The 14,804-nt window shown below is 66.6% G+C and carries 15 protein-coding genes; 6 read left to right on the top strand and 9 right to left on the bottom strand.

Annotated elements, in window-relative coordinates:
- Positions 1-3 precede the first annotated feature (3 nt).
- Together Q8K84_RS12260 and Q8K84_RS12255 are read right to left on the bottom strand one after the other, a co-directional pair.
- Positions 4-1,803 (bottom strand): arginine--tRNA ligase, encoded by a 1,800-nt coding sequence (locus Q8K84_RS12260; protein ID WP_305282930.1) that lies wholly within the window; start codon positions 1,801-1,803, stop codon positions 4-6.
- On the bottom strand, positions 1,800-2,483 hold the full coding sequence (locus Q8K84_RS12255) for a Tat pathway signal sequence domain protein (RefSeq protein WP_305282928.1): 684 nt from the start codon (positions 2,481-2,483) through the stop codon (positions 1,800-1,802). Before Q8K84_RS12255 ends, Q8K84_RS12260 begins: the two co-directional genes overlap by 4 nt.
- A 117-nt stretch (positions 2,484-2,600) precedes the next feature.
- On the opposite strand from Q8K84_RS12255, the gene ispH reads away from it, so the two are divergent.
- From ispH to rnhA, 3 genes are all read left to right on the top strand, one after another.
- On the top strand, positions 2,601-3,572 hold the full coding sequence (gene ispH, locus Q8K84_RS12250; RefSeq protein WP_305282926.1) for a 4-hydroxy-3-methylbut-2-enyl diphosphate reductase: 972 nt from the start codon (positions 2,601-2,603) through the stop codon (positions 3,570-3,572).
- A 73-nt stretch (positions 3,573-3,645) separates the two neighbouring features.
- The gene (thrB, locus tag Q8K84_RS12245) at positions 3,646-4,611 is read left to right on the top strand and encodes a homoserine kinase (protein ID WP_305282923.1); all 966 of its coding nucleotides are present in this window, start codon (positions 3,646-3,648) and stop codon (positions 4,609-4,611) included.
- Positions 4,608-5,057, top strand: a complete 450-nt coding sequence (rnhA, locus tag Q8K84_RS12240) for a ribonuclease HI (protein ID WP_305282921.1) — start codon at positions 4,608-4,610, stop codon at positions 5,055-5,057. The genes thrB and rnhA overlap by 4 nt, the downstream gene beginning before the upstream one ends.
- 16 nt (positions 5,058-5,073) lie before the next feature.
- Here the strand turns inward: rnhA and Q8K84_RS12235 are convergent, their stop codons facing one another.
- Both Q8K84_RS12235 and Q8K84_RS12230 read right to left on the bottom strand, forming a co-directional pair.
- Positions 5,074-6,021: a calcium/sodium antiporter gene (locus Q8K84_RS12235; RefSeq protein ID WP_305282919.1), complete on the bottom strand. Its 948-nt coding sequence runs from the start codon at positions 6,019-6,021 to the stop codon at positions 5,074-5,076.
- Positions 6,022-6,267: 246 nt separating this feature from the next.
- Positions 6,268-6,726, bottom strand: coding sequence for a TIGR02301 family protein (locus tag Q8K84_RS12230; protein WP_305282917.1), 459 nt, complete (start codon positions 6,724-6,726; stop codon positions 6,268-6,270).
- 119 nt (positions 6,727-6,845) lie between these two features.
- On the opposite strand from Q8K84_RS12230, the gene Q8K84_RS12225 reads away from it, so the two are divergent.
- A complete protein-coding gene (locus Q8K84_RS12225) occupies positions 6,846-7,340 on the top strand; it encodes a YbjN domain-containing protein (protein WP_305282916.1) in 495 nt (164 codons plus the stop codon).
- Positions 7,341-7,346: 6 nt separating this feature from the next.
- Here Q8K84_RS12225 and Q8K84_RS12220 read toward each other — a convergent pair whose 3' ends face one another.
- Positions 7,347-8,324, bottom strand: a complete 978-nt coding sequence (locus Q8K84_RS12220) for a nitronate monooxygenase family protein (protein ID WP_305282913.1) — start codon at positions 8,322-8,324, stop codon at positions 7,347-7,349.
- 120 nt (positions 8,325-8,444) lie between these two features.
- The gene (locus Q8K84_RS12215) at positions 8,445-9,224 is read right to left on the bottom strand and encodes an SDR family NAD(P)-dependent oxidoreductase (protein ID WP_305282912.1); all 780 of its coding nucleotides are present in this window, start codon (positions 9,222-9,224) and stop codon (positions 8,445-8,447) included.
- A 390-nt stretch (positions 9,225-9,614) separates the two neighbouring features.
- Here Q8K84_RS12215 and Q8K84_RS12210 point away from each other — a divergent pair, with 390 nt between their 5' ends.
- Together Q8K84_RS12210 and Q8K84_RS12205 are read left to right on the top strand one after the other, a co-directional pair.
- On the top strand, positions 9,615-10,391 hold the full coding sequence (locus Q8K84_RS12210) for a DUF5131 family protein (RefSeq protein WP_305282911.1): 777 nt from the start codon (positions 9,615-9,617) through the stop codon (positions 10,389-10,391).
- 31 nt (positions 10,392-10,422) lie between these two features.
- Positions 10,423-11,673 carry a three-Cys-motif partner protein TcmP gene (locus Q8K84_RS12205; protein WP_305282909.1) on the top strand — a complete coding sequence of 417 codons (1,251 nt, stop codon included), beginning with the start codon at positions 10,423-10,425 and terminating at the stop codon, positions 11,671-11,673.
- Positions 11,674-11,724: 51 nt separating this feature from the next.
- On the opposite strand, the gene Q8K84_RS12200 is transcribed toward Q8K84_RS12205, so the two are convergent.
- Genes Q8K84_RS12200 through Q8K84_RS12190 form a run of 3 tightly spaced genes read right to left on the bottom strand, consistent with a single transcriptional unit; the run spans position 11,725 to position 14,791 of the window.
- A complete protein-coding gene (locus Q8K84_RS12200; protein WP_305282908.1) occupies positions 11,725-12,522 on the bottom strand; it encodes a 3-hydroxybutyrate dehydrogenase in 798 nt (265 codons plus the stop codon).
- A gap of 22 nt (positions 12,523-12,544) precedes the next feature.
- Positions 12,545-13,330, bottom strand: a complete 786-nt coding sequence (gene yaaA, locus Q8K84_RS12195) for a peroxide stress protein YaaA (protein ID WP_305282906.1) — start codon at positions 13,328-13,330, stop codon at positions 12,545-12,547.
- 51 nt (positions 13,331-13,381) lie between these two features.
- Positions 13,382-14,791 carry an FAD-binding oxidoreductase gene (locus tag Q8K84_RS12190; protein ID WP_305282904.1) on the bottom strand — a complete coding sequence of 470 codons (1,410 nt, stop codon included), beginning with the start codon at positions 14,789-14,791 and terminating at the stop codon, positions 13,382-13,384.
- Positions 14,792-14,804: the final 13 nt, after the last annotated feature.

Raw genomic sequence — 14,804 nt, 5'->3', positions numbered from 1 at the left:
AGCCTACATCCGTTCGGGCGTCGCGATACCCAGGAGCTCCAGGGCGAGCTCAAGCTGCTGCAGAGTGACCCTGGCCAGGGCCAGGCGCGAGGCCTTGACCGGCGGCTCGGCGATCAGGATCGGACAGGCGGCGTAGAAACGCGAAAAGGCCTGGGCCAGCTTGTAGGCGTGATCGGCGATGAAGTTCGGCGCCTTGCGCTCATAGGCCTCAGCCAGAGCGTGGTCGAAAGCGTCCAGCAAGAGGGCGAGCTCGCGCTCGGCCGGCTCGACAATCACGATCTCTCCGGCAGGGGCGCCCTCGTCGGCGGCCTTGCGCAGGACCGACTTCACCCGCACCGCCTGGTAAAGGAGATAGGGGCCGGTCTTGCCCTCGAAACTGGTGAAGCGGTCGAGATCGAACACATAGGATGTGCCGCGGAAGTTCTGCAGGTCTGCGAACTTCAGGGCCGCGACGGCGACCTTGTGGGCGGTGTCCTCGAAGGCCTCGGGGTCGAGACCGGCGCCGAGATCCGCCTCTTTCAGGCGCTCGCGGGCCTTGTCCCGGGTCATCTCGATCAGGTCGTGCAGCTTGAGCACCCCGCCCTCGCGGGTCTTGAACGGCTTGCCGTCAATCCCGTTCATGGTGCCAAAACCGATGTGCTCGAGACTGCCCTCCTCGGCATAGCCCGCCAGATAGGCGGCCCGGAAGACGATCTCGAAATGGTCGGCCTGACGCTGGTCGACCACATAGAGAACCTGGTGCGGGTCAAAGCCCTGCTTGCGGTCCAGGATGGTGGCGAGATCGGTCGTCCCATACATGGCCGAGCCTTCGGAGGAGACCACCAGCAGGGGGGGCAGCTCGCGCTTGTCCCCCTGACGATTCACCCGGATGATCCGCGCGCCCTGGTCCTCGACCAGCAGGGCCTTGTCCTCGAGGTCCTTGACCATGTCAGGGATCAGGGGATCAGCGTCGCTCTCCCCCTTCCAGAGGTCGAAGTCCACGCCGATGGCGTGAAAGTCCCGGGCCAGGGCTACCTGGGTCACCCGGGCGAAGTGCCGCCACAGCAAATGATAGCCGCGATTGTGCGCCTGGAGCTCAGCGGTCAGTTTGCGGGCCCGGTCGCGATAGTCAGGGTCTTCCTTGCCCTTGGCCGCAGCCAGGGGATAGAGCCGGTCCAGATCAGCCAGGCTGATCCGCTCGTCCAGAGCGGCGAAGGCCTGGACCTCATCCTGCGGCGACAGGGGTGAGGTGCGGGCGCTGACCTGCTCGACCAGCCGGGCGACGAAGGCGTCCTCATCGCAGACCGCGCCGATCAGCAGCCCCATCTGGTAGCCCCAATCGCCGAAATGGGCGTCGCCGACGACCTCATCGCCGCGGAACCGATAGAGCCGCTTGACCGCCTCGCCGATGATCGAGGACCGCAGATGCCCCACATGCATGGGCTTGGCGACGTTGGGGCCGCCATAGTCCACGAGGATCCGTCGCGCCGCCTCGACCTTTGACGCGCCCAGGCGGGGGTCTGCGGCGATCTCGTTGGCCCGGGCCGACAGGGCCTCAGGCGCAACCCGCATATTGATGAAGCCGAGCCCGGCGATCTCCACCGAGGCCAGTCGTGGGTCCTTGGCGAGTTCGGCCACCACGCCGGCGGCGATCTCCCGAGGATCGCGACGGGCCTGCTTGGCCGCGGCCAGCGCGCCGTTGCATTGGAAGTCGGCCAGGTCGGGCCGGTCGGACGGCGTCACACGGCCAAGCTCGGCCGACAGACCCGCAGAGGCGAAGGCGGCCGCAACCGCCTCACCCAGGCCGCGCTTGAGATCGGTCATTGGTTGGCTTGGGCGGTCCCAGCGGCGACATCGGTCCCGACATCGATACGGAACCGCTTACCGGCGCGGTTGAACTCGGCCATCTCGGGGGTGACGTCGAAGCCGACGAGGACTTCGAAGTTGGCGCCGCTGGTGGTCAGCTGGGCCCGCGGAATGACGATGCCCTCGATCATCTGACGGGCGTAGACCCGGTCCTGGCCTGACGCAAAGGTGACGGGAAGGTCGAAATATTCCTTGGCGATAACCGCGTCGTTGCGCTTGGTCACGGCCACCCAGTAGCGATAGGTCTTCTGCGATCCCTGGGCGGTCGGCCCGCGTCCTAGCTCGAACAGGACCTCCATGGCCATCTTGATCGGCTGCTCATCCTCGTAGGAGCAGCCGGCGGAAATGCCCTGGACCTCACCGGAAAAGCCCACCGCAGCGGAGGCTTCCCGGCCACCCTCGAACTCCACATAGCGACTGGCGTCGTAGAGCGTCTTGGCGAAGGGGCAGGGGCCGGCGTTGCGCAGTTGCGGCAGCGGGGCCTGACGGTCGCCCCATTCGGACTGACGACGGCGGCGGTCAGTGGCCTGTTCCTGACCGTCAGCCTCCTGGCCGCGACGGTTTTGCGCCGCGCTTTCCAGCGGGAACGAGGTGACGGCGAGCGCCAGGGCGAGGACCGATAGCAGGGAACGGCGCATAAAACGTCCAACTCTGTCGGCGCGGTGGGACCGCGCATGAGATGCCTCTACTAATGGTTCTCGATTGAGGCCGCAACGCGGCTGGCGGCCTCGCGTCGGAACCCTTAAATTCCCCCCATGACCCTCGCCCCCGCCCGACCGCCGCTCACCGTCCTGTTGGCCGCCCCCAGGGGGTTCTGCGCCGGCGTCGACCGCGCCATCCAGATCGTCGAGCGGGCCATCGAGAAATTCGGGGCGCCGGTCTATGTGCGCCACGAGATCGTCCACAACCGCCACGTCGTCGATCGGCTGCGGGACTTGGGCGCGGTGTTCGTCGAGGAGCTGGACGAGTGTCCCGATGACCGCCCCGTGGTGTTCTCGGCCCATGGCGTGCCCAAGTCGGTGCCGGCCGAGGCGGGCCGCCGGCAGATGCTCTATCTCGACGCCACCTGCCCCCTGGTCTCCAAGGTCCATGTGGAAGCCCAGCGCCACCATGAGGCCGGCAAGGAGATCGTGCTGATCGGCCATGCCGGCCACCCGGAAGTCATCGGCACCATGGGCCAGCTGCCTGACGGCGCGGTGACCCTGATCGAGACCGTGGAAGACGTGCAGACCTTCACGCCCAAGGACCCCGCCAACCTCGCCTTCGCGACCCAGACCACACTGTCGGTCGATGACACGGCCGGCATCGTCAGCGCCCTGCGCGCTCGCTTTCCGCTGATGGCGGCGCCGCACAAGGAAGACATCTGCTACGCCACCACCAATCGCCAGGAGGCGGTGAAGTCGGTGTCGACCCGGGCTGACCTGCTGCTGGTGATCGGCTCGGCGAACTCCTCCAACTCGGTCCGGCTGGCTGAGGTCGGCGCTCGGGCCGGTTGCCCCGCCCACCTGATCGACGACGCCCAGGCCCTGGACTTCGCCTGGCTTGCCGGCGTGCGCGTCGTGGGCGTGACCGCGGGCGCCTCGGCGCCGGAGGACCTCGTTCAGGGCGTGATCGACAAGCTTGCCGAGCGGTTCGACCTCACCATCGAGATGGAAGAGGCCGCCCGCGAGGCCGTGACCTTCAAGCTGCCGCGGCTGCTGGCCGAGACCGAGACCGAGACCGCCTAGCCTGCCAGAGGAAAATGGACGGCCGACCGTCCTCTGGCTTGACCGCGCCAACAGCCTCCCCCATGCCCGCGCCATGGCCGTCTATACCGACATCTCCGATGAAGAGCTCGCCGAGCTGCTCGCCCGCTATGACCTGGGCGCGGCACAGGCTTTCAAGGGCATCGCCGAGGGGGTGGAGAACTCCAACTTCCTGCTGGAGACTGATCGCGGCCGCTTCATCCTGACCATCTATGAGCGCCGGGTGCGGCCAGAAGACCTGCCCTTCTTCCTCGGCCTTATGAGCTGGCTGGCCGATCACGACTATCCCTGCGCCACCCCCATGCCCGGCCGCGACGGCGAGCTGATCCAGACGGTGCGGGGAAAGCCCGCCGCCATCGTCGGCTTCCTGCAGGGCCTGTCGGTCCGGCGTCCTGGCGTCGCCCATTGCCGCGAGGCCGGCGAAGGCTTGGCCCGACTGCATCTGGCGGCCGAGGGCTTCCCCATGGGCCGGGCCAATGACCTGGGTCAGGCCGCATGGGAGCCGCTGTTCTCAGGCCTGAAAGATGCGGCCGAGAGCCTGAAGCCCGGCCTGGCCGCCACCATCGCCGCTGACCTTGCGCATCTGGCCGCCCGTTGGCCGACGGACCTTCCCCAAGGCGTCATCCACGCCGATTATTTTCCCGACAATGTCTTTTTCCAGGGCGAGCGGTTCGCCGCGGCCATCGACTTCTACTTCGCCTGTGTCGACGCGCTGGCCTACGACCTCGCCGTGGCCCTGAACGCCTGGTGTTTCGAGGCCGATGGCAGTTTCAACATCACCAGCGCCCGCGCCATGGTGGCCGGCTATGAGCGCCACCGTCCGCTGAGCGGGCCTGAGCGCGACGCCCTGCCGATCCTGGCGCACGGGGCGGCCATGCGGTTCTTCCTGACCCGACTGAACGACTGGGGCGCGACGCCCGCCGGCGCCCTGGTGCGGCCCAAGGATCCCCTGGAATACGAACGCAAGCTGGCGGTGCATCGCAGCGCCACCGACCTGGTCCTGTTCGGAGATCGGTCGTGACGCCCAAGGTGACGGTCTTCACTGACGGCGCCTGCAGCGGCAATCCCGGCCCCGGCGGCTGGGGCGCCATCCTGATCTTTGGCGACAAGGAAAAGGAGATCTGTGGCGGCGAGCCGGCGACCACCAATAACCGCATGGAGATGATGGCCGCCATCCAGGCGCTCGAAACCCTCAATCGTCCCTGCCACGTCGAACTGCACACCGACAGCCAGTATGTGATGAAGGGCATCACCGAGTGGCTGCCGGGCTGGAAGGCCCGCGGCTGGAAGACCGCCGCCAAGGCGCCGGTCAAGAACGCCGACCTGTGGGTGCGACTGGACGAGGCTCGCCTGCGCCATCAGGTGGACTGGCGCTGGGTCAAGGGTCACGCCGGCCACGTCCTCAACGAACGAGCCGACGCCCTGGCGGGCAAGGGCCTGCGAGAGGCTCAGGCCGCCAGGGTCTGATCAGCCCGCCGTGGGATCACCCCATGGCCAGGAAGCCCAGATAGGCGGCGTAGGCGATCAGGAAGGCGACGCCCTCCAGCCGCTGCAGTCCGCCACCGGTGCGCAGGAACACCACCAGCAGGCCCGTGGCCCCCAGCAGCACCCAAATGTCCAGGCTGGCGATCTCTGGCGGGATGCGGATCGGATAGACCATGGCGGTGACGCCCAGCACGCCGAACACATTGTAGATGTTCGAGCCGATCACATTGCCCACCGCGACATCAGAGTGACGGCGCAGGGCGGCGATGACGCAGGCCACCATCTCCGGCAGCGAGGTGCCCACGGCCACGATGGTCAGGCCGATGACGGTCTGGGACACGCCGAACCCTTCGGCCAGATCGATAGCCCCGCTCACCAGAAGGCGAGCGCCCAGCACGGTGAGCGCGATCCCAGCCGCGGCCATCAGCAGAAACTTGCCGACCGCCCTGAGGTCCGCCGGCGCGCGCGTCACGTCGGAGGCCGCGTTCACGGCCGCCATCCGCCGACGCTCGCGCACATAGGCGAAAGCCACATAGGCGATCAGCACGGCCACCAGCAGCCCGCCGAACCACCGGTCGATGAAGCCGGCGAGCACCGCCAGCAGGGCCGCAGCCGACGACAGGCCCAGCACGATCATGTCGCGACGGATCGCCGACGGCCGGATCATGATGGGCGAGATGACGGCCGTCACCCCGAGGATCAGCAGGATGTTGGCGATATTGGAGCCGACCACATTGCCCACGGCGATGCCGGGAGAATGCTGAAGCGCGGCCATCAGACTGGTGACCAGTTCCGGGGTCGAGGTGCCAAAGCCCACAATGACCAGGCCGGTGAGCAGGGGTGAGACCCCCAGGGTGCGGGCGACGCCGACCGCGCCCCTGACCAGGGACTCGCCACCCACGGCGAGCAGGACCAAACCTCCAAGAATGAGCAGGCTAATAATCATCGGGATCGGATGTCTCCACGACGGCCCTCAGGCCCCATTGCACTTCTGGCGCCCGCGCCGGCTGGACGGCGGACATCGCGATCAAACGCACAATGCGATGAAATCGGTCCGAGCCCAGGCATCGAGCACCCTCGATGCGGTCCGACATCACAGTCACCACGACTGTCAGAGGGGCCCGGTCCGCAGCGGACAAATTGGCGTCGCGCCGTTCGCTGTCAAGGTCCGTCGCGCCTGGCGCGAACCCCGTCACGGTCTCAGGGCGAGATCCTCCTCCATCTGCTCCATTTCCAAGGCCTTGCGCCGGGCCTCAGCCTCCCGGGGGTCGACCCGGTGGCGGACGGCGGCGAGGCTGGAGGCCAAAGCCTGACCCCGGCGGGCGGCGGCCGCCTCGGCGATGCGGCTGGCCCGGCTGCATTCGGGATATTCCGCCCGACGGCTGGCGAAGCCGGCGTTGAACGCCTCCTTCAGCCGCCGGTCCAGGGCCGCATCGGGGGCCTCGGCGTCGGTGACCCCCATCATGCGGTCGCGCCAGTGCTGGTCATAGGCGCCCTCGCAGGACTGTCGAAGCGCGTGGCTCTCCCCCAGCACATAGGCGATGTCCGCCAGGGTCTGGCGCTGAGATGGCGTGCGCTCCTGCGCCGCGGCCGGCGGAGCCGTGGCCAGGACCAGCAGGGATGCGGCAAGGAGAAGGGCGGCAGGACGCATGGGGCGAGGTTAAGCGTCGCCGGGCGTCCTTGTCACGATCTCGCGCCTGTGGGGCGAATGCTCGCGCGGGTCACGCACTTCTGATAGCGGATCAGAGGAGATCCTTGGGGGAAGAGATGATGGCTAAAGCTGAGCTCACAAAGGCCCTGGCCATCGGTCTGGCGCTGGCCATGGTCGCAGGCGCGGCCCGGGCCGAGGCCCCGGCGCGCGATCCCAGCACCCTGATCGCCGTGCTGGCCGGCATGGGCGCGCGGGGCGAGATGGAGGGCCGCGAAGGCGGTCAGGTCCGCCTCAACGTTGTGACCCCGGGGGGCATATTCGGCGCCGAATTCATCGGCTGCGACGAGGCCGGCCGGGCCTGTCGGGCGCTGGGCTTCTCGGCCAGCGTGGAGAAGCGCGCCCTGACCCTCGAGCATCTCAACGCCTTCAACAGCCGCGACATCCTCTGCCGCACCGTGATGCGGGGGGACCAGGCCGATATCCGCTATGGCCTGCTGCTGGCTGACAGCCAGACAGAAGGCGACCTGCGCGATCAGGTCGCCGTCTGGCAGCGGTGCCTGGGCGCCTTCGCCGGCCTGGCCAACGACCCCGAGGCCTTCCTCGGGGCGCCTTGAGGCGGTTCAGGCCGGAACGAGACCCCGAAGCCGGGCCATCCGGTCAATGGCCGCCTCGGCCTCGGCGACCATTTCAGCGACGATCTGGGCGGCGGGCTTGATGTCGTGCACCCCCCCGGCTGACTGACCCATGGCGAAGCAGGACTTGTCGGGATCGAGGCCCTCGATCTGTCCGCCGATGCCGCCCATGACGCCGGCCTTGGACGAATGCATGGCCTGCATGGGGAAGGGCTGGATCTCCTGGGGCCGGGTCTCCCAGTCCTCCACATAGGGGTTCTTCACCACCCGCATGGGCTTGCCCGAATAGCAGCGGGTGCGGACCGTATCGACGTCCTGGGCCGCGACCACAGCCTCGCGATAGGCCTGACCCGCATGGGCCTCGGTCGAGGCGATGAACCGGGTGCCGATCCAGACTCCTTGCGCCCCCAGGGCCAATGCCGCGGCCAGGCCCCGACCATCTGAAATACCGCCTGCGGCGACCACCGGGATCTTCACCGCCTCCACAGCCTGGGAGACCAGCGGCAGGGTGCCGACCAGGCCCGTATGGCCGCCGCCCTCCCCTCCCTGGCAGATGACCGCGTCGCAGCCGGCCTGCTCGGCCTTGACCGCATGTTTCACCGCCCCGCAGACCACCATCACCAGAAGGCCGGCGGCCTTGAGCTTCTCCATGATCGGCATGGGCACGCCGAGGCCGGCGATGAAGGAGGACGCGCCCTCTTCAATGATGATCTCCACCGAGGCCGTCAGGCTCTCGGGCGAGGCGGCCAGCAGGTCGACGCCGAAGGGCTTGTCGGTCAGCTTGCGGACCTTGCGCATCTCCTCGCGGATGAAGTCCGGCGAGCGGCCCGCCATGCCCAGCACCCCATAGCCGCCAGCCTCGCAGACCGCGGCGACGAGCTCGGCATAGGCCACCCCGCCCATGCCGGCCTGCATGATCGGGTGCTTGACCTCCAACAGGTCGCAAAGGGGCGTGTGCAAGGTCATGGCGTCATCTCCCGTGGTGTTCTCTTTGTCCCCACCATGGCGCCGTCGGCCCCGGCCGCAAACACTGACCCTGCGTCAGGGGCGAAGCCCGAAGATCGACCACCAAGCGGTGATCGGGGGTCAGAAGACGCCGTAGCCGCCGTCGATCAGGAAGGAATCGCCGGTGTGAAAGCGCGAGGCGTCCGAGGCCAGATAGACCGCCATGCCGCCAAAATCGGCCGGATCGCCCCACCGGCGCATGGGCACGCGCTTGATGACGCTCTCATTGAACTTGTCATTGTCCTGGGCCGCAGCCGTCATGTCGGTGGCGACCCAGCCGGGCAGGATCACATTGGCCCGAACCCCATATCGCGCGTGCTCCACGGCGATGGCCCGGACCATGGGGATCAGGGCGCCCTTGGTGGCCGCATAGGCCTGGTTGCGCGCCGCCCCGTCCAGGGCCGACAGGGACGAGATCGCTACCAGAGAGCCCCCCTGCCCGTCTGCGCCCCGGGCGACCATGTGCTTGCACGCCTCCCGGAAGGTGAAGAACACCCCGTCCAGATTGACCGACAGCACCTTGCGATAGGTCTCGGTGGGAAACTCCGAAAAGGACCTGGCCCCGCCGCCGATGCCGGCGTTGGCGATGACGGTGTGGACCGCCCCCATCCTGGCCACGGCCTCTACCATCCCGTCAGCCACGGCGGCCTCATCGGCCACATTGACCACCTGGGTCAGGACCCTCACGCCGGTGGGTTTGAGCTTCTCTTCCGCCGCCCGGTTCTTGTCGGGATTGGAGCCCCAGATGACGATGTCGGCGCCGGCCTGGGCCATCGCCTCGACCATGCCAAAGCCGATGCCGCCATTGCCGCCGGTGACCAGGGCCACCTTCCCGGTCAGGTCGAAGGGATTGTAGGCCACGGCGTCCTCCTCATTTTCAAACACTTGTTGGGCTTGAAGAGAGGCGGGCGAAGGCGGGAGGTCAAGGGCGAGGGTGGGGTGGGGTGCGCCCAATGGTCGGAGATGGGCTCTGAGGCGACCTTGGGAAGGTCTGTCTCCTGCAGCGGCCGACGCGCTAGCGACGTCGATCCTGGCAACGCAGGAGCTCGGCCACCTATCCGCAGGACATGTCTGCGGCGCGGCCTGATCCTGTTGAGGGTCCGCTCACGTCCGCAATTGGCGTCGAGGTGTTTCAGAGTAGTTGCAGGAATTTTTCCACGGAAAGGTTATGCTTAAGAAAGCCTTTCCGCTTGGAGTGGATGGTGCGCCGCGACGCAAGCTTCGCATGAGACGCGACAGAAGAGTTTGACCATGGCTGAGACGCAAATCGAGTGGACCGACTCCACCTGGAACCCCGTGGCGGGATGCTCCATCGTCACCGCCGGCTGCACCAACTGCTACGCCATGCAGATGGCTAGTCGGCTAGAGGCCATGGGCGTCCCCAAGTACAAGGGCCTGACTCGCAAGAGTGGCAAACGCGTCATCTGGAATGGCGTGGTCCGCGAGGACCGTGCGGCACTCGAAATCCCTTACGGCTGGCGCAAGCCCAAGAAGATCTTCGTCAACTCGATGAGCGACCTCTTCCACGACGCGGTGAGCGAGGAATTCATCGTCGACGTTTGGCGCGTGATGCGCGAGACGCCCCACCACAACTATCAGATCCTTACCAAGCGCCCCGAGCGAATGGCCGAAGTGGTCGCGCGCCTGATCCCCGACGTCCTGCCAAATGTCTGGCTGGGCACCAGCGTTGAAAACGCCGATGTCGCCGAGCGTATCGACCATCTGCGCGACGTGCCCGCGGCGATCCGCTTTATCTCTTTCGAGCCTCTGATCGGCCCGGTTGGTGACGTTAATCTCACCGACGTGCACTGGGCCATCGTTGGCGGGGAGAGCGGGCTCAACGCTCGTCCAATCAAAGAAGATTGGATCGACGAAATTTACACGCAATGCGATACCTACGGTACCGCTTTCTTCTTCAAGCAGTGGGGCACCTGGGGCAAGGATAACAAGAAGCGTTCCAAGAAGGCCAACGGCCGCGAGTATCGCGGCCGCACCTGGAACGACATGCCAGCGGCACTGGAGGCTTAACGCCGGGGCCAGGTTCGACGGGGGATGGGGCTTGAAGACTGCGGGTTATGACGATTGGCTCGAAAAGGCCAAGCTGGACGACCATAGTCGGCGTAAGCACAAGATCCTGCGAGATTACTTCCGTCAGTACCTGATCGTGCGTTGCCAACTGCCCAAGCGCGAGCGGTTTCGCCTCGCGATCGTCGACGGGTTTGCGGGCGGCGGCCGGTACAACTGCGGCTCCGCAGGCTCACCCGTGATCTTCCTCGAAGAACTCGAAAACACCCTCGATGCGATCAACACCCAACGCGCTGTGCAGGGTATTAGTCCGATCGAAATCGAAGCGATGTTGGTGTTCAACGACGCGTCACCCGATGTCGTGGAACTGCTGCGCTCGCGATGTGAGCCGCTGGTGGCGGCGATCAAGGACAAGCCCTCCAAGCTTCACATCCAAACTCAATACTTCTCCGACCCTTTCGAGATCGCTTACCCGGCGATGAAGGCGATCGTTGAAGGGGGGCGCTATCGCAGCGTCATCTTCAACCTCGACCAGTACGGACACGCCGACGTTCAAGTCGCAACCGTCCAGGACATCATGCGCACCACGGCCTCGACAGAAGTCTTTTACACCTTTGCGATCCAGACGCTGGTGACCTACCTTAGTCAACGCGACCCTGAACTTCTAGAACGCCAACTGAGACATCTAAGCGTGACGCCGGAGCAGTTGCGCCACTTGGACGACAAACTGATGTCCAAGAAGGAGTGGCTTGGGGCCGCAGAGAAGACGGTCTATGAGGCGCTCAAATCGTGCGCGCCCTTTGTCAGCCCCTTCTCGATCCGCAATCCCGATGGATGGCGATACTGGATGCTCCACCTCGCCAACAACTACCGGGCACGCCAAGTCTATAACAACGTCCTCCACGACAACGGCGAACTCGACCACTTCGGCCGATCGGGCCTGCGGATGTTCAACTACAACCCCGCCAACGAAGGGCGCCTCTACCTCTTCAAGGACGACGACCGCGCCGCAGCCCGAAACCAACTCCACTCGGACATCCCAAAGTTGGTGATGGAAGCTGGCGACGTCATGCCGATGAGCGACTTCTACGAGTCCGCCTACAGCGCCACGCCCGCCCACAAGGACGACATCCACTCAGCAATGCTTGAAAACGAGGACCTTGAAGTGCTGACGCCGGAAGGGGGCGTGCGACGCAAGGGCAATACGATCTCGGTCGAGGACACCCTGCGGCTCAAGCGTCAGCGATCATTCTTCCCGATGTTCGCGACCAAGCCAAAACTCTAACCGCGATACGTCCGGATCTGGCCGCCAAAATATACGACGCGCCCTTTACCCTCAGGTCGCCGTCCAGCCGCCGTCTACAGACAGCGCGGCGCCGGTGGCGGAGGCGCCCATGTCGGACACCAGGTAGAGCAGCATGCCGGCCAGGTGATCGTATTCCACGAAGGCGCGGTTGGGCTGGGCCGCCAGGATCACCTCTTCGACCACCCGGTCTTCGGAAATGCCCCGGGAGCGGGCCTGGTCGCCGATCTGGGCCTCCACCAGGGGGGTCTTCACATAGCCCGGGCAGATGGCGTTGCAGGTGACGCCGGTGCGGGCCAGCTCGACACCGACCGCCTTGGTCAGACCCACCACCCCGAACTTGGCCGCCACATAGGCCGACTTGAAGGGCGAGGCGACCAGGCCGTGGGCCGAGGCGATATTGACGATCCGGCCGCGCGCTTGCGCCTTCATGATCGGCACGGCCGCGCGGGTGGCGTGGAAGGCCGAGGACAGGATGATGGCGATCAGGGCGTCCCACTTTTCGGGCGGGAAGTCCTCGATGGGCGAGACATGCTGGATGCCGGCGTTGTTGACCAGGATGTCGAGCCGGCCGAACTCGCGCACCGCATAGTCCACCAGATCGGCGATCTCGTCGGGCCGGGTCATGTCGGCGCCGTGATAGCGGATCGACGCATTGGTGCGGGCCTGCAGCTCGCGCCGGTTGGTCTCGATCTGGGCGGGGTCCCCCAGGCCGTTGAGGATCACATGCACCCCTTGTTCGGCCAGGGCCGAGGCGAGCGCATAGCCGATGCCGCTGGTGGAGCCGGTGACGATGGCCACATGCCCGGCGATTCCATAGTCCACGGCCATGCTGCGCTCTCCCGGGGTGGTCTCAGGCCGCGGCGGCGGCGTTGGGTTGCTGACGGATAAAGGTCCATTCGCCGGGCTGGGAGTCGGCCGCCGCGAAACGGTAGCCTTCCCCATCAAAGCCCTTCAGATCATCGGCCCGGCTGATCCGGTTGTCGATGGCCCAGCGGGCCATCAGGCCCCGGGCCTTCTTGGCGTAGAAGCTGACGATGCGGGCATGGCCGTCCTTCTCGTCCAGGAACCGGATGGTCAGGACCGGCAGCTTCAGGGCCCGGGCGTCGACGGCGCCGAAATATTCCTGGCTGGCCAGGTTCACCAGGGTCGGGTCGGCATGACCCTCGCCGGCCACGTTCAGGGCCAGGGCGATCCTGTCGGCCCAGAAGTCATAGAGGGTCGCCCCGCGCTTGGTCTTCAGCCGCGTGCCCATTTCCAGGCGATAGGGTTGGATCACGTCCAGGGGCCGCAGCAGGCCATAGAGGCCCGACAGAATCCGCAGGTGATCCTGCGCCCAATCCAGATCAGCCTTGCTCATCTGACGGGCCGCCAGCCCGGCATAGACGTCGCCGTTGAAGGCGAGCGCCGCCTGCAGGCCGTCCTCGCTCTGCGGATCGAAGGCCTGGAACCGGGCGCGGTTCAGCTCCGCCAGATTGTCCGACAGGGACATCAGGCGTTTGAGGTCCGCGACGCTGAGCTTGCGGGTCGTCTTGGCGAGTTCAGCCACGTCCTGGTCGAACTGCGGGGCGGTCATGCCCAGGAGTTTGTCGGGGGCGGAGAAATCCAGCGCCTTGGCCGGTGAAAGGAGGAACAGCATGGCGCGGTCCTTTGACCTGTCTTCGTGACAAAGCCAAGGCGGTTAGCGGCTTCAGAAATGAACCCGCGGATTCATGATGCGCTTGGGATCGAGGGCGGTGCGGATCGCCCGCAGGGCGTTCACCTCCACCGGGGCCTTATAGCGCAAGGCCTCCTGGGTCTTCATGGCGCCCAGGCCGTGCTCGGCGGAGATCGATCCCTCGAGGCTGGCGACAATATCGTGAACCCGGCGCGATCCTTCGTCGCGGGCCGCCGAATGGGCGGCGTCGTCCCCGCCATCGGGGCGCAGGACGTCATAGTGGATGTTGCCGTCTCCCACATGGCCGAAGGCGCAGATGCGGCAGCCCGGCGCAAAGGCGTTCATGGCGTCGCCGGCCTGGTCCAGGAAGTCGGCGACACGGCTCACCGGCACCGAGACGTCATGTTTCCAGGTCGCGCCCTCGGGCTTCTGGGCCGGGGACTGGTTCTCCCGCAGGGACCACAGGGCGTGGGCCTGGGTCTTGGTCTGGGCCACGACGGCGTCGGCGATCAGGCCAGACTCCAGGGCCTGGCCCAACAGCCGCTCGAGCGCGGCTTCGGCCGATCCCGGCTCGCCCGAGGCGAGCTCCACCAGCACGTACCAGGGATGGACCTCGTCCAAGGGGTCGCGCTGGCCAGCGATGTTCTTCAGGGCGAAATCCACCCCCACCCGGCTGATCAGCTCGAAGGCCTCGACGCCGCCGCCGGCCGTCTCCTTGGCCCGGGCCAGCAGCTCCAGCGCCGCCCGGGGACTGGCCAGGCCGACCATGGCCACGGCCCGGGACGGCAGAATGGGAAAGAGCTTCAGGCTGGCGGCGGTCACCACGCCGAGGGTGCCCTCGGCGCCGATCAGCAGCTGCTTGAGGTCATAGCCGGTATTGTCCTTGCGCAGGCGTTTCAGGCCGTTCCAAACCTCGCCATTGGGCAGCACAGCCTCCAGGCCAAGCACCAGGTCCCGGGTGGTCCCGTAGCGCAGCACAGCCGTGCCGCCGGCGTTGGTCGAGATCACCCCACCGATCGTGGCCGTCCCCTGGGAGGCCAGGTCCAGGGGGAACCGGCGGTTCTTGGCCAGGGCCGCCTCATGGGCGCCGGCCAGGGTCACGCCGGCCTCCACCACCATGACATCGTCCAGGGCGTCCACATCGCGGACCGCTCGCAGGCGCTCGGTGGACAGCAGAATCTCGCCCATCGGGATCTGGCCGCCCACCAGGCCGGTGTTTCCCCCCTGCGGGGTGATGGGGACGCCAGCCTCGAAACAGATCCCCACCACCGCGGCCACGTCCTGGGTCGAGCCCGGCAGGGCGAGGAAGGGGGTCTGGCCGCTCCAGCGGTCACGCCACTCCAGCAGCTTGGGCGCCAGGCGCTCAGGGTCCTGGCTCCAGCCGCCCTCGCCGAGCACGGCCTTCAGGCGGGAAATGACGTCAGCAGGCACGGAAATGGTCATGGCGGAAATCTAG

It is taken from the genome of Phenylobacterium sp. (assembly GCF_030679875.1).
In the GTDB taxonomy this organism is placed as follows: Bacteria; Pseudomonadota; Alphaproteobacteria; order Caulobacterales; family Caulobacteraceae; genus Phenylobacterium.
This window is presented reverse-complemented; position numbering and strand designations above follow the sequence as displayed.

Bases quoted from the DNA above. Each gene is read 5' to 3' on its own strand.
- Q8K84_RS12260 (WP_305282930.1), bottom strand. From the start codon at position 1,803: ATGACCGATCTCAAGCGCGGCCTGGGTGAGGCGGTTGCGGCCGCCTTC.
- Q8K84_RS12255 (WP_305282928.1), bottom strand. From the start codon at position 2,483: ATGCGCCGTTCCCTGCTATCGGTCCTCGCCCTGGCGCTCGCCGTCACC.
- ispH (WP_305282926.1), top strand. From the start codon at position 2,601: ATGACCCTCGCCCCCGCCCGACCGCCGCTCACCGTCCTGTTGGCCGCC.
- thrB (WP_305282923.1), top strand. From the start codon at position 3,646: ATGGCCGTCTATACCGACATCTCCGATGAAGAGCTCGCCGAGCTGCTC.
- Q8K84_RS12235 (WP_305282919.1), bottom strand. From the start codon at position 6,021: ATGATTATTAGCCTGCTCATTCTTGGAGGTTTGGTCCTGCTCGCCGTG.
- Q8K84_RS12230 (WP_305282917.1), bottom strand. From the start codon at position 6,726: ATGCGTCCTGCCGCCCTTCTCCTTGCCGCATCCCTGCTGGTCCTGGCC.
- Q8K84_RS12225 (WP_305282916.1), top strand. From the start codon at position 6,846: ATGGCTAAAGCTGAGCTCACAAAGGCCCTGGCCATCGGTCTGGCGCTG.
- Q8K84_RS12220 (WP_305282913.1), bottom strand. From the start codon at position 8,324: ATGACCTTGCACACGCCCCTTTGCGACCTGTTGGAGGTCAAGCACCCG.
- Q8K84_RS12210 (WP_305282911.1), top strand. From the start codon at position 9,615: ATGGCTGAGACGCAAATCGAGTGGACCGACTCCACCTGGAACCCCGTG.
- Q8K84_RS12200 (WP_305282908.1), bottom strand. From the start codon at position 12,522: ATGGCCGTGGACTATGGAATCGCCGGGCATGTGGCCATCGTCACCGGC.
- yaaA (WP_305282906.1), bottom strand. From the start codon at position 13,330: ATGCTGTTCCTCCTTTCACCGGCCAAGGCGCTGGATTTCTCCGCCCCC.
- Q8K84_RS12190 (WP_305282904.1), bottom strand. From the start codon at position 14,791: ATGACCATTTCCGTGCCTGCTGACGTCATTTCCCGCCTGAAGGCCGTG.